Source organism: Enterobacter hormaechei ATCC 49162, from assembly GCF_001875655.1.
Lineage (GTDB): Bacteria > Pseudomonadota > Gammaproteobacteria > Enterobacterales > Enterobacteriaceae > Enterobacter > Enterobacter hormaechei.
Window position 1 is genome coordinate 3,741,878 of sequence record NZ_MKEQ01000001.1, and the last position, 13,058, is coordinate 3,754,935.

Below are 13,058 nucleotides of genomic sequence, written 5' to 3' on the forward strand. Positions count from 1 at the left end.
TGCGCGCTCCTCAACTGTAGAAACTCTGCGCCAGCGAGCTGACCAGCAGCTGCCAGCCGTCGACCAGCACGAACAGCATGATCTTAAAGGGCAGGGCAATGGTCGCGGGCGGGACCATCATCATCCCGAGCGCCATCAGAACGCTGGCGATCACCAGGTCAATAATCAGGAATGGAATGAAAATGGTGAAGCCAATCTGGAACGCCGTTTTCAGCTCACTGGTGACATATGCAGGCAGCAGAATGCGCATCGGCACCGCTTCCGGCCCCTGTAGCTCACCCGTGTTAGCGAGACGGGCAAACAGGGCTAAATCCGCTTCGCGCGTCTGGCGAAGCATAAATTCACGTAATGGCTGCGCCCCCTTTTCCAGGGCAACCTGCATGGAAATTTTATCTTCGCTGAATGGCTGGTATGCCTCGGTGTAAATCTTGTCGATTACTGGCGACATAATGAAAAAGGTCAGGAACAGGGCTAAACCCAACAGCACCTGATTGGGTGGCGCGGACGGCGTGCCGAGCGCATTTCGCAGCAGGCCAAACACAATGATGATGCGGGTAAAGCTGGTCATCATCAGTAAGATTGCCGGGATAAAGGTCAGCGAGGTGATGAACACCAGCGTCTGCACGGACAGGGACCAGCTTTGTCCCCCGTTCGCCAGCGGCGTGGAAACCAGCCCCGGCAGCTGCGCATACACGGAGGGCGCGAACAGGCCCAGACCTGCCAGCGTAAGGAATAACAAACGGCGCATCAGGATCTCCCGGGACGCTTGAGCAAACTCTTCATAACGGACTGAAAATCCGCAGGGGCCTGGGAGGTCGTCTCCACCGTGGCAGGCGCAGGGGGCAGCGTGTGCAGGACGTTAATGCTGGAGGCGGTTACGCCCAGCACCAGTCGCGCATCTTCCACTTCCACAATGACCACGCGCTCGCGCGGCCCGAGTGGGGTGCTGGCGCTGACCTTCAACCCACGCGTACCGGCCGTTTTCCCCGCCAGACCAAAACGCTTTGCCAGCCAGGCGGCAATCAGGATAAAGGCAATAATACCGAATAGCGCGCCGCTCACCTGAAGCAGCGGTGAGCCGGGTACGGCAGAGGGCGCGGACAGTGTTGCCTGGGTTTTCATGCTTAACGGCTCAGACGACGCATACGTTCGGAAGGGGTAATGATGTCGGTGATACGTACGCCGTATTTATCGGCCACCACCACCACCTCACCCTGCGCAATCAGGTAGCCATTGATCAGGATATCCAGCGGCTCACCCGCTAAACCGTCAAGCGCCACCACGGAACCCTGCGTCAGGCGCAGCAGCTCTTTAATGGTCATGCGGGTGCGACCCAGCTCAACGGTCAGCTTAACCGGAATGTCCATAATCAGGTCGATGTCCTGCAACGTGCCGCTGACGTCGCCGCCGCCTAACTGCTGGAATACCGCGTCTGCCGCGCTTTTTGTCGGCGTCGTTTTTTGCTCGTTTAACGCGTCAGCCCACAGATCGTCCAGTGCTCCGCTGTTTTCATCGGACGGATTGTTCATGTCACTCATTTGGGCTGTTCCTCATTCAGCGAATTCAAAATCGGGTTGATCAAGTGCTCAACGCGTAACGCATACTGACCGTTAATCGTGCCGTACTGGCTTGTCAGCACGGGTACGCCATCCACATGGGCAATAATGCGGTCGGGTTTATCTATCGGCAAAACGTCGCCGGGTTGTAATTTCAGGATCTGCGATAACCGCATGGAGATGTCGGCGAAGTTGGCCACCAGTTCCAGCTGTGAATGCTGTACCTGACGCACCAGGTTTTCACGCCAGTTCTGATCTTCATGGCGTGAGTTCTCCAGCGGCGGGTTCACCAGCAGTTCGCGCAGCGGTTCAATCATGCTGAACGGCAGGCAGATGTTGAACTCACCCGTCAGGTTGCCGATCTCGACGTGGAACGGCGTGTTGACGACGATATCGTTCGGGGAGGTGGTGATGTTGGTAAACTTCACCTGCATCTCGGAACGTACGTACTCCACTTCCAGCGGGTTAATCGCTTTCCACGCGTCGCTGTAAGATTCCAGCGCCAGCTTCAGCATGCGGTTAATCACGCGCTGTTCGGTATGGGTAAACTCACGGCCTTCCACTTTGGTCGGGAAACGGCCATCGCCACCGAACAGGTTATCCACTGCGATGAACACCAGGCTTGGCGAGAACACCACCAGACCGGTGCCACGCAGCGGTTTCAGATGGATCAGGTTAAGGTTGGTTGGCACCGGCAGGTTGCGGGCAAACTCATGATACGGCTGAATGCGGATCGCACCGACGGTGATATCCGGGCTACGACGCAGCAGGTTAAACAGCCCCATGCGGAACTGTCGGGCAAAACGTTCGTTGATGATCTCCAGCGCCTGTAAACGCTCGCGCACCACGCGACGCTGGGTATTGGGATCGTAGGGACGAATATTGTCGTCGCCGGTCAGACCCGGTTTCGGATCGTCACTCTTATCGCTGTCGCCGTTGAGCAGCGCATCGATTTCTGCCTGAGAAAGAATACTGTCGCCCATGTCGTTACCGCAGAATGAAGGCTGTATACAGAACGTCAGTGACTTCCTGCTTAGGTTGGCCATTGACCAGCGGGGTCGCCAGGGTCTGTTTTATGGCATCGACCAGCTTTTGCTTGCCCACATCGGTGGCGAGCGTGGAGGCGTCCTGACGAGAAAACAGCAGCAGCAGACGGCTACGCACTTCTGGCAGGTAGTCGTTCAGACGTGCACGGGTCGCTTCATCTTTCAGACGCAGCGTAATGCCCACGTAAAGCACACGATCCGCATCGCCCAGGTTCACGGTGAACGTATCCAGCGGGTAGAAGACCGGTGCCGGTGGAGGCGGCGCTTCAGCTTTGGCGGCCGCGCTGGAGGGCTCCTGCTGCATACGCCAGTAACTGTAGCCTGCGGTGGCGCAGGCCGCGAGGGTAATCAACACCAGCAGCGGGATCCAGATGGAACGCTTGCTTTTTTTGGTGATAGCGGAGTCTGTCATCTGATACGAGCTTCCTGTTTCGGTACAGCTTAATACGGTGATTATCCCGTGTCCGGCTTAGGTCAAAGCGTGGAAAAGACGGGGATAATCACGTTACCTCTGGCGTTTAGGCAAAGATGTCTACGGCACGGCTGCCGCGCGCGGCGGATTGCAGGGCGGCAGGGGTGGGCAATAACTCTTCGCTCTCATCGTTAAACCCGCCAGGCTGGCCGGAACGCGAAGCGTGCTGTTGCTGTCCGGATGAGGACTGCTGTTGCCCGGTAAAGCCCTCGCTGCTGACGCTGCTTTGGGAAAGCTGAATGCCGTTTTCCGCAAGCTGCGTACGCAGGATCGGCAGGGCCGCTTCCAGCGCCGCGCGGACGTGGCTGTGGGGCGAAACCATCTGCAACTGCGCCTGGTTGTCATCCAGCTTAAGCGAAATTTGCACCTGCCCCAGATCCTCCGGGTGCAGACGCAGCTCCGCGGTTTGTTGTCCCTGTCTGGTGAACAGGGTGATGTGCTGGCTCAGATTCTGCTGCCACTCGTGCGTGCCCAGCGGCTGGCTTAACACTGGCGCTGTCGCAACGGTAGCGGCAGGCTGGGAGGGCGCCAGGTGGCTGACGATCGGGGCCAGCGTTGCGGTTGGGCTGGCGACCGACGACGCCGTGCTCACTACGTCCTGCTTCTCCGCGACGGCGGCGACAGCTGGCGTAACGGCGGATGCCGTGGCGGGCAGCGACGTGTCGCCGTCCTGAACCGGCATTTTTTCCTGACCCGTTAACGCATGGCTAAGCGGCGGCTGCTGGCCGTTGTCCGTCTGGGTGAGCGCCGAAGGGAGGGCGGCTCGGGGGGCGATCTCCCCGGTGCTCGCAGGCTGAGCCGCCACCGGGGTGGTAGTCTGCTGGTGCGGTAACATCGCCATCAGCGCGCTTAACCCGGCCAGCTCCTCTTCTTCAGTCGTGGTCTCGCTGTTTGCCTTCGCGTCCGGCTGGGTGAGTGCCTTCAGCGCATCCGTATTCGCTGCGGGTTTCAGGCCGGAGACGAGGCTTTGCAGGGCGACGGCGGTATCTTCCCCGGTCAGCGTCTCCTGGCGGGAGAGCAGTTCGGCGATTTTCGCCTGGAGCGTGGTATCACCGTTTTTTTCCTTCGCCGCAGTCGACAGCTTGCTGCCCGCGGCTTTCAGATCGGCCAGCGTCAGCGGGGCATCTTTGCCTTTGCCGGTGGTCTCGGTCAGTGCGCCCGCCAGCAGAGAGAGAAAATCTTGCGCGCCTTCAGCGCCTTTTCCGGTCAGCGTGCCACCGGACGGGTCGCTGTCGGTCATCAGCAGTTGTTGCAGTGTGATCATTCTGGTTTCCTCATTGATGCGCGCTGGGCAAACTCATCCATTTTTTTCTGATCCAGACGGTTTTCCGCCAGGGTCGAAGCGGCAATCTGCCGGTCCTGTAAGGTTTGCCAGGCCTGCAATCGCTGTTTTTTCTCGCGCCAGAAATTGAGCGCGGTATCGACTTTTTGCGTCCACTGGTTGAGCTGCTGGCGATGCTGCTCAATCGCCTTTTCCAGCGTCTGGATAAACTGCTGATAGTTAATCCAGCGCTGGCTACCAATGCCCTGCGTCATGTCGGTGTTAAGGTTGGTGCGATATTCATGCTGATAGTCGATTAACATCTTCAACTGTTCTTCAGCCTGCTGGCACCCGCGTCGCATTGCGCCAAGCTGCAATGCGGCATCATCGACTTCTTTTTCAGCCAGATCTTTCAGCGTTGATAACGCGCTGTTCTGCGCCATGACCTTCGCCCTCCACCTGTGTTACACCTGCGGGAAAATCAGCTCCAGTGCCTGGAGAGAATCTTCCCAGTCGGCGCGTTCAAAAATACCCTGTTGCAGAAATGCCTCCAGCTGCGGCCAGAGAGCAATCGCTTTATCGAGCATCGGGTCGCTGCCTTTGGCATACGCCCCGACGCTCACCAGATCGCGGTTGCGCTGGAAGCTGGAGAGCAGTTGTTTGAAGTTACGCACGCGGGCGTAGTGCTGCTCGGTGATCAGGGCCGTCATCGCACGGCTGATCGACGCTTCAATATCAATCGCCGGGTAGTGCCCGGCTTCGGCCAGACGGCGCGACAGCACGATATGGCCGTCGAGGATCGCACGCGCGGAGTCGGCAATCGGATCCTGCTGGTCATCGCCTTCGGTCAGTACCGTATAGAACGCGGTGATCGAGCCTCCGCCGCTGATGCCGTTCCCCGCGCGTTCCACCAGCGCGGGCAGTTTGGCGAAGACCGACGGCGGGTAACCTTTGGTCGCGGGCGGCTCGCCGATGGCCAGCGCAATCTCACGCTGCGCCATCGCGTAGCGGGTCAGGGAGTCCATGATCAGCAGCACGTGCTGGCCCCGGTCGCGGAAATCTTCCGCAATACGCGTGGCGTAGGCGGCACCCTGCATACGCAGCAGCGGCGACACGTCCGCCGGGGCGGCGATCACCACTGACCGGGCGCGGCCCTCTGCACCGAGAATATTCTCGATAAAATCTTTGACCTCGCGACCACGCTCACCGATCAGGCCGACCACGATAACGTCCGCCTGGGTGTAACGCGCCATCATGCCGAGCAGAACGGACTTACCCACGCCGGAACCGGCAAACAGCCCCATACGCTGGCCGCGTCCCACGGTGAGCAGGGCGTTAATTGGCCGCACGCCGGTATCCAGTACATGCTCAATTGGCGTACGTTGCAGCGGGTTAAAGGGTTGGGTGATCAGCGCGCCGGTTTCGGTGGTGTCAGGGGAGGGCAGGCCATCGAGCGGTTTGCCGCTGCCGTCCAGCACCCGGCCCAGCAGCGCCGGACCGAGCGGTAGCTGTTTGCCGCTTTGCAGGCCGTCGCCGCTGATGTTTTTCGCGTAGACGCGGGCGCCGGGCAAAATCCCTTCCACTTCTTCAAGGGGCATCAGGAACAGGCGCTGACCGTTAAACCCGACCACTTCGCTTTCCACTTCACGCGTGTCGGCCCCGTCCTGACGCTCAATCACGCAGGTGGCGCCGAGCGGAAGTTGCAACCCCGTGGCTTCCAGGACCAGACCGGTGGCGCGCGTCAGGCGTCCATAACGACGAACGGATGGCAGCTGGGCCATCTTCGTTTCAAAATTATCGAGCGTATTAAGCCAGCGCGTCAGGCGAGCGGTCATCAGACGACTCCCGGTGCCGCCAGACGGCACAGTTCCTGCCAGCGGGTCGCGACGCTGGCATCCAGATCGCCCTCATCCGCCGAGACCTTACAGCCCCCGTGATGGAGCGACGGGTCACCGCGCAGCCGCCAGCCGTGCAGGCTTAGCGTCGCGCCGAGGCTCTCTTCCACGCGCTGCAAATCGTCAGGATGAACGCGCAGTTGCGGTTTGCCGCTGAACAGCGGCTCCTGCTGGAGCAGGCCCTGGATCTGCTTAATCAGCGCGGCGTTATCCACCACCGGCGTCTGGCCGATCACCTGACGGGCCGCCTCCAGCGCCATCTGCATCAGGCGCGAGGAAATCACGCTGTCGAGCGCATCCAGCGTGTGCTGAAACTCGCTCACCAGCTGTTGCATACGGGCATGCAGCGGCGCCTGCTGCTGGCGCGCCTGCTCGATGCCCTGCTCTAAGCCTTGCGCCAGCCCTTCCTGATAACCCTGCGCGTGGCCAGCCTGACGGCCTTCATTCATCCCGGCGTTGAAGCCCTGCTCGTGCGCCTGCATTTGCATCTGGGCCAGCATCTGGGCGCGCTGTTCCTCTTCACTCAGCTCGGGTACGCCCGCCCCGGTGTCGTCCTCGTCGGACGACACAATGGCAGGGGTGAACTCTGCGGTGGGAGGGGAGAGGTCGTCAGGCGTCCAGCGCTTCCACGACAGTTCATCAGACATAGGTGTCGTCTCCGCTGCCAATCACCATCTCGCCGGTTTCCGCCAGACGACGAACAATAAGCAGGATGGCTTTCTGTTCGTTCTCCACCTGAGACAAACGCACCGGGCCACGGTTGGCGAGGTCGTCGCGCAGGATATCGGCCGCACGCTGGGACATGTTGCGCAGGAACTTCTCGCGCAGCGGCTGCTCGGCACCTTTGAGGGCGATAAGCAGGGACTCCGAATCCACCTCCTGGAGCAGGCGCTGGATGCTGCGATCGTCCACTTCGACCAGGTTTTCGAACAGGAACATCTCGTCGATAATTTTTTGTGCCAGTTCGCCGTCGAACTCGCGTACCGCCGTAATAACCGCCTCTTCCTGCTGCGTTTTCATCAGGTTGATGATTTCCGCCGCCGTTCTCACGCCGCCCATTTTGCTGCGCTTGAGGTTCTGGCCGTCGAGCAGGTTGTTCAGCACTTCGGTCAGTTCCGCCAGCGCGGCTGGCTGGACGCCGCCGAAGGTGGCGATACGCAGCATCACGTCGTGGCGCAGGCGCTCGTCGAACAGCGCCAGAATATCCGCTGCCTGGCCCCGTTTGAGGTGGACCAGAATGGTGGCGATAATCTGCGGGTGCTCGTCGCGAATAAGATCCGCGGCGCTTTGCGGCTCCATAAAGTTGAGCGTTTCGATCCCGCTGGCGGTGTCGCGCGTTTCGAGAATATCTTCCAGCAGGCTGGCGGCGCGCTCTTCGCCCAGCGCCTTAACCAGCACGGAGCGCAGGTATTCGTTGGCGTTGACGTTGAGCGCCGCAAACTGTTCGGCTTCCTGCTCAAACTCCGCCAGCACTTCGGTCAGCTGCTTGTTGGAGATCTGGCGCACGTTGGCCATCGCCGCGCTGAGGATCTGCACTTCTCGCTGGGAGAGGTGTTTAAACACCTCCGCCGCGCGATCTTCGCCAATGGTCATCAGCAGGATGACGCTCTTATCGGTGCCTGTAAGCGTATTACTCATGTTCGTTACCCATCCAACCGCGGATGACCAGCGCGACGACGCGCGGATCGTTATCTGACATTTCGCGAATGCGCTGGCTCATCACCTCTGCACCCATGCGCTGGTTAGCACGACGCTGCTGCATTTGTTCATCTTTGCTGAGACGAACTTCGACCGCTTCTTCCTCGTCCGGACGCGCGTTCTTCTGTTCCAGTGCGGCTTTCTCGGCTTCAGCACGGCGCTGTAGCTGAGGACGAACACCCTTACGCCACAGCAGCCACGCGACAATCAGCACCAGCAACCAGCGGCCTGCGGACATCAGCTGATCGAAGAAGGCCTGCTGTTGCCAGAACGGCAGTTCGCCACCGCTTTCATCCACCGGGTTGAACGGTGAGTTCACAACATTGAGGGTATCGCCACGTTTTTCAGAGAAGCCCATCGCTTCGCGGGTCAAATTCTCGATCTGCTTCATCTGCTCCGCCGTGAGCGGCAGCGGTTTACCGTCCGGCAGCGTTTTGTAGTTCACCACCACGGCCACAGAGAGACGTTCAATATCGCCTGTGTTCAGTTTGGTATGGCGGATAGTGCGGTCGACTTCGTAGTTGGTCGTTTCGTTACGGCTGCTGTTGCGCGGGCCGGTACTGTTCGCGGTCGAGGTCGTCTGCTGATTCGCTTGCTGACCGTTCTGCGGATTGGCCGGTGGCGTGGAGATTGGCGCGGCGTTGGCAGGCGCAGGCTGGTTAGAGAGCGCACCCGGCACACCGCCAGGATACTGGCCGCCTACCTGTTCCGTCTCATTGATCTGACGCGAGCGTAACACAGCGCGAGCGGCATCCCCGTTCGGGGCGTACTGCTCTTCGGTCTGTTCTTTATTCGAGAAATCAATCTGCGCGGTGACCTGCGCGTGCACGTTGCTGTTGCCGACCACCGGGCCGAGAATCGCTTCGATGCGGCGCTGGAGACGGCCTTCCACGTCGGCGGCATATTTCAGCTGGGCGTCGTTGAGATCGCGCCCGGCGGTGTTGGACTGCGTGAGCAGATGCCCACTCTGATCCACCAGCGTGACGTTACCCGGCGGCAGACCGGCTACCGCACTGGAGACCAGGTGCGTGACGGCGCTGATCTGCCCTTCATCCAGCGCACGGCCAGGTTCGAGGTTAACGGTCACAGAGGCAGAAGGGGACTTTTGTTCGCGGACAAACAGGGACGGCTTAGGCATCGCCAGGTGCACACGGGCACTTTTCACCGGGCCTAAGGTTTCAATCGTACGGGCCAGCTCACCTTCCAGCGCGCGCTGGTAGTTAACCTGCTCGCTGAACTGACTGATGCCGAATTTTTCCTGATCCAGCAGTTCAAACCCCACCGCGCCGCCTTTCGGCAGCCCCTGCTGGGCGAGACGCAGGCGCAGCTCGTGCACTTTATCGGCGGGCACTTCGAGCGCACCACCGTTATCGGCAAAGCGATACGGGATGTTCATCTGGGTCAACTGGGTGACGATGGCGCCGCCATCCTGGTCGGAAAGGTTGCTGTAGAGCGTGCGGTAATCCGGGCTTTTTGCCCATAAGACCATCGCGACAACGATCGCAATGGCGGCAGCGCCTGCCACAATCAACGGGATTTTAGGATTGGCGCGAAGGCGGTTCATCCACTCGAGTGATTTATTCTGTGGCGCTGTCGATGCTGCTGTCGCACTCATTGCGCACCTCTTAAATCCTGGTGGTTTACGTTATTCGTGTAGAGAAACAAAACTGACTCCCGGGTCGGCAAACACGACAAAAGTTCCATACTGATGGCCCTGCCATTATTTGATGATTCGGGATTTTCTATGCGTCAAATAACCTGGTTTTTTAACGCTATTTACCGCCATTATCTTATTGACAAGCTGTTAGTCTTGACCTCGTAAAAAACCATTCAGGGGAGAGTCATGGCTATACAGGGCATTGAAGGGGTACTCAGTCAGTTACAGGCAACGGCGATGACCGCCCGTAATCAGAGCGTGGCTGACCAGCCGCCGGGCGTTAGCTTCGCCGGTCAACTGCATGCGGCGCTGGACCGGATCAGCGACAAGCAAAACGCGGCCCGTACCCAGGCTGAGAAATTTACCCTCGGTGAACCCGGCGTGGCGCTCAACGATGTGATGGCCGATCTGCAAAAAGCGTCGGTGTCATTGCAGATGGGATTGCAGGTGCGTAACAAGCTGGTGTCGGCGTACCAGGACGTGATGTCGATGCAGGTGTAAACCTTCCAATCTTACGCTGGCAGCCTGATGGCTTTAATGCCACAATATTTTTTTCTTCGCATGCAGGAAAGATGATGAAAAAAGTAGCAATTGTGGCTGCGATGCTGACGTTAGCGGGATGTGTTCAGGTCGATAACTACCAGGAAGTGATTAAGCACCCGGTACCTTCGCAACTGGCAGGTTACTGGCAGTCGAAAGGGCCGCAGAGCGCGATGGTCAGCCCGGAAGCGATCGCCACGCTGGTGGTGACGCCAGAGGGGGACACGCTGGACTGCCGTCAGTGGCAGCGCGTTATCGCGGTGCCGGGTAAGATCATGCTGCGTTCAGATGATTATTATAACGTGACGCGCAAGCTGGATGTCTATCCGCTGGAGCGTGACGGGGCGGCGCTGGAGTATGACGGTATGGAACTGTACAAGGTTGACCGTCCAACGGTGGAGTGCGCAGATTACCTGAGCAAGAATCCGCTGGAGAGTAAGCTTCCGTAGCGGTAAAAGCAAAACGGCAATCATATTGCCGTTTTAGGGTTTGCTCCCTCTCCCTGTGGGAGAGGGCCGGGGTGAGGGCATCAGGCCGCACTCTTCCCGCACTACAGCGCGTCCTCAATCACCCATACGCTGACGCTTCCCCCGTTACAGAAGAACGTCCCTTCGCCATCCGCCGCCGTGGTGACGGTTTCCTCGCGATTGCCTAAAAAATCCCGCCAGGTTTTATTGCCGTAATTCTCTCCGAGGCAGATGGTCTTTTCGCCATCATCCCCATTCGACAGCACCACCACACAGCCCGGATGATCCTCAGTCCCGCTGCGGCTGAACGCAATGCAGTTTGGATGATCGAAAAAGAGGGTCTGCACGCCATGGGCAAAACGCTGCCGGGCGAGGATCAGCTCGTGGAGCTGTTCAATCACCGGCATATCAATGTGATACGTCTCGCCATCCCCGCCGGTGTCGTCATAGCTCGCGCCAAAAAGATCCGGGTAGAACACGCTTGGCACGCCGTTTTCACGCAGCAGGATGAGTGCGTAGGCCAGCGGTTTGAACCAGGCTTCAACCGGGGCTTCCAGCGCCTGCAAGGGCTGGGTGTCATGGTTGGCAACCAGCGTCACGGCATGGAACGGATCGGCTTCCACCAGCGTACCGGTGAAAATCTGGCTCATATCGAAGTCGCGTCCCTGGCGTGACGCCTCGTGAAATTTCATTTGCAGCGGCGCATCAAACAGCATGGTTTTGCCGTCCACCTGATTGATGTAGTGCTGCAATTTATCCACTTCGTGCGACCAGTATTCCGCCACAATAAACAGCGGTTGCGGGGCCACCTCCTGGACATGCTCAATCCACTCTTTGTAGAACCAGGCCGGGATGTGTTTTACCGCGTCCAGGCGGAAGCCGTCGCAGTGGGTTTGCTCCATCACCCAGCGCGCCCAGTATTTGATCTCCTCCGTCACCGCATGGTTGCGAAAATCGATATTTTCACCCATCAGGTAATCGAAATTGCCCATCTCATCGTCGACCTGATCGTTCCAGCCTTCGCCGGTGTAGTCGTTCACGATTTTGAAGATACCGTCCTCATTGGAGTTCTCAATGTGGTCGATACCGCTGAAGCATTTGTAATCCCAGATGAACTGCGAATACTGCCCGGCCCGAACGGGGAAGGTGTAGCGCGTCCAGGCTTCACATTCGATGATCTCATCGCTGATTTGGGTGCGATCCTGAGCATCCACGCGCTGCACGCGAACGGGTTCCTTTTCATCGGCGCCCATTTTGTGGTTGACCACCACGTCCAGAAGCACCGCAATCTGGTTGCTTTTTAAGGCGTTGATGGCCTCAAGCAGCTGGGCTTTATCGCCGTATTTGGTGGCGACGCTGCCTTTCTGGTCAAACTCACCGAGGTCGAAAAGATCATAAGAGTCATACCCGACGGAATAGCCGCCGGATGCCCCTTTGTACGCTGGCGGTAACCAGACCATATTGATGCCGATTTCGTTCAGATTGGGGGCTAATGCCGTGACTTCTCGCCACAATTCACCGCCAGTGGGGTAGTACCAGTGAAAGCACTGTAAAAGTGTTGGGTTGCGCATGCACCATCTCCATGAGGTCGCGAAACTCAAGTATGGAGCAGGTTTGGCAGAAATGCCTGGCGAACGAAACGGTTAACGCTCGCACGCCAGTTAAATGGCTAATTGATATCGCTATTACTTTGCGGAACCAGGACATGACCGCCCTGGTTACCGTAGGTGGAGAGAACGGTTTTCTGGATGGAAGATTGCCCAACCAGCTTCGCCAGCTCATCCATTCTGGCTTGCAGCAATGTTTTTACCTGGCCTTCGTTGTCCAGGATCACCCGCAGCGTCGGGCGAAGCTGTTCCTGAATCTGCATCGAAGGTTCACTTTCCTGAGTGAGACGAGCCAGTGAGTGCACCGCATTAACATAGTCGGTTTCACAGATGATCAGATCATCCCATAGTCCCTGCCGGGCCAGTCGCAACATCAACTGGCTCTGCTCAAGGAGTTGCTGATAAAGGGCATAAAGTTGCGGTGCGTTACTCATTAGACGGCGTCCTGGACAAGAGTTGGTATACCTGCTGCCTCCTTCCAGCCATCCGCAATATTGCGCAGTAAATTCTCCACCTCTTCGATGGCACTGGCATCATTGCGAAGGTTGGCCTGAAGCAGGCGACGAACCATATAGGCATAGAGAGCGATCAGGTTTTGTGTTAACTCGTCTTTACTCTCTTCATCCAATCCGACCTTCAGGCCATTTTCGATGATATTAATCGCTTTGGAGAGCGCCAGCCCTTTTGCCTGGATATTACCGTCTGCAAGGAACAGACGTGCCCGTACCAGTGCGCTGAGGGCTCCATCAAATAGCATGATAACCAGCTGCTGCTGGCTGGCGCTCATCACCGCGCTTTCAACTTCTATCTTTGCGTAGGCTTGCGTGCCTTTTGCGCCGTACATGTTATCCCCCTCGGG

Annotated in this window: 16 protein-coding genes; 2 read left to right on the forward strand and 14 right to left on the reverse strand. The window is 58.4% G+C overall.

The genetic code is table 11. The features are described 5' to 3' along the window. Nucleotides 1–10: 10 nt before the first annotated feature. The 11 genes from fliP to fliF form a co-directional block, all read right to left on the reverse strand. A complete protein-coding gene (gene fliP, locus BH712_RS18415; protein ID WP_003859589.1) occupies nt 11–748 on the reverse strand; it encodes a flagellar type III secretion system pore protein FliP in 738 nt (245 codons plus the stop codon). Beyond that, nucleotides 748–1,122, reverse strand: coding sequence for a flagellar biosynthetic protein FliO (gene fliO / locus BH712_RS18420; protein ID WP_006811159.1), 375 nt, complete (start codon nt 1,120–1,122; stop codon nt 748–750). Before fliO ends, fliP begins: the two co-directional genes overlap by 1 nt. 2 nt (nt 1,123–1,124) lie before the next feature. Beyond that, nucleotides 1,125–1,538, reverse strand: a complete 414-nt coding sequence (gene fliN, locus BH712_RS18425; protein ID WP_003859592.1) for a flagellar motor switch protein FliN — start codon at nt 1,536–1,538, stop codon at nt 1,125–1,127. Further along, nucleotides 1,535–2,539, reverse strand: coding sequence for a flagellar motor switch protein FliM (gene fliM / locus BH712_RS18430; protein ID WP_006811158.1), 1,005 nt, complete (start codon nt 2,537–2,539; stop codon nt 1,535–1,537). Before fliM ends, fliN begins: the two co-directional genes overlap by 4 nt. 4 nt (nt 2,540–2,543) lie before the next feature. Next, nucleotides 2,544–3,014, reverse strand: coding sequence for a flagellar basal body-associated protein FliL (gene fliL / locus BH712_RS18435; RefSeq protein ID WP_006811157.1), 471 nt, complete (start codon nt 3,012–3,014; stop codon nt 2,544–2,546). A 106-nt stretch (nt 3,015–3,120) separates the two neighbouring features. Beyond that, nucleotides 3,121–4,338: a flagellar hook length control protein FliK gene (fliK, locus tag BH712_RS18440; RefSeq protein WP_006811156.1), complete on the reverse strand. Its 1,218-nt coding sequence runs from the start codon at nt 4,336–4,338 to the stop codon at nt 3,121–3,123. Beyond that, a complete protein-coding gene (gene fliJ / locus BH712_RS18445) occupies nt 4,335–4,778 on the reverse strand; it encodes a flagellar export protein FliJ (protein ID WP_006811155.1) in 444 nt (147 codons plus the stop codon). Before fliJ ends, fliK begins: the two co-directional genes overlap by 4 nt. A 21-nt stretch (nt 4,779–4,799) precedes the next feature. After that, nucleotides 4,800–6,170 carry a flagellar protein export ATPase FliI gene (gene fliI / locus BH712_RS18450; protein ID WP_006811154.1) on the reverse strand — a complete coding sequence of 457 codons (1,371 nt, stop codon included), beginning with the start codon at nt 6,168–6,170 and terminating at the stop codon, nt 4,800–4,802. After that, entirely contained in the window at nt 6,170–6,877 is a 708-nt protein-coding gene (gene fliH / locus BH712_RS18455) for a flagellar assembly protein FliH (protein ID WP_006811153.1), read from the reverse strand. Before fliH ends, fliI begins: the two co-directional genes overlap by 1 nt. Continuing rightward, a complete protein-coding gene (fliG, locus tag BH712_RS18460) occupies nt 6,870–7,868 on the reverse strand; it encodes a flagellar motor switch protein FliG (RefSeq protein WP_003859608.1) in 999 nt (332 codons plus the stop codon). Before fliG ends, fliH begins: the two co-directional genes overlap by 8 nt. Then, nucleotides 7,861–9,543: a flagellar basal-body MS-ring/collar protein FliF gene (gene fliF, locus BH712_RS18465; RefSeq protein ID WP_006811152.1), complete on the reverse strand. Its 1,683-nt coding sequence runs from the start codon at nt 9,541–9,543 to the stop codon at nt 7,861–7,863. The genes fliG and fliF overlap by 8 nt, the downstream gene beginning before the upstream one ends. Nucleotides 9,544–9,771: 228 nt before the next feature. Here fliF and fliE point away from each other — a divergent pair, with 228 nt between their 5' ends. Both fliE and yedD read left to right on the forward strand, forming a co-directional pair. Beyond that, the gene (fliE, locus tag BH712_RS18470; RefSeq protein WP_006811151.1) at nt 9,772–10,086 is read left to right on the forward strand and encodes a flagellar hook-basal body complex protein FliE; all 315 of its coding nucleotides are present in this window, start codon (nt 9,772–9,774) and stop codon (nt 10,084–10,086) included. Between the two features lie 74 nt (nt 10,087–10,160). Further along, complete coding sequence (gene yedD / locus BH712_RS18475) at nt 10,161–10,574, forward strand: lipoprotein YedD (RefSeq protein ID WP_003859613.1); 414 nt, start codon at nt 10,161–10,163, stop codon at nt 10,572–10,574. 101 nt (nt 10,575–10,675) lie between these two features. Here the strand turns inward: yedD and amyA are convergent, their stop codons facing one another. From amyA to fliS, 3 genes are all read right to left on the reverse strand, one after another. Next, nucleotides 10,676–12,163, reverse strand: coding sequence for an alpha-amylase (gene amyA / locus BH712_RS18480; RefSeq protein ID WP_006811149.1), 1,488 nt, complete (start codon nt 12,161–12,163; stop codon nt 10,676–10,678). A 98-nt stretch (nt 12,164–12,261) separates the two neighbouring features. Continuing rightward, the gene (fliT, locus tag BH712_RS18485) at nt 12,262–12,633 is read right to left on the reverse strand and encodes a flagella biosynthesis regulatory protein FliT (RefSeq protein WP_006811148.1); all 372 of its coding nucleotides are present in this window, start codon (nt 12,631–12,633) and stop codon (nt 12,262–12,264) included. Further along, nucleotides 12,633–13,043 (reverse strand): flagellar export chaperone FliS, encoded by a 411-nt coding sequence (gene fliS / locus BH712_RS18490; protein ID WP_006811147.1) that lies wholly within the window; start codon nt 13,041–13,043, stop codon nt 12,633–12,635. The genes fliT and fliS overlap by 1 nt, the downstream gene beginning before the upstream one ends. Nucleotides 13,044–13,058: the final 15 nt, after the last annotated feature.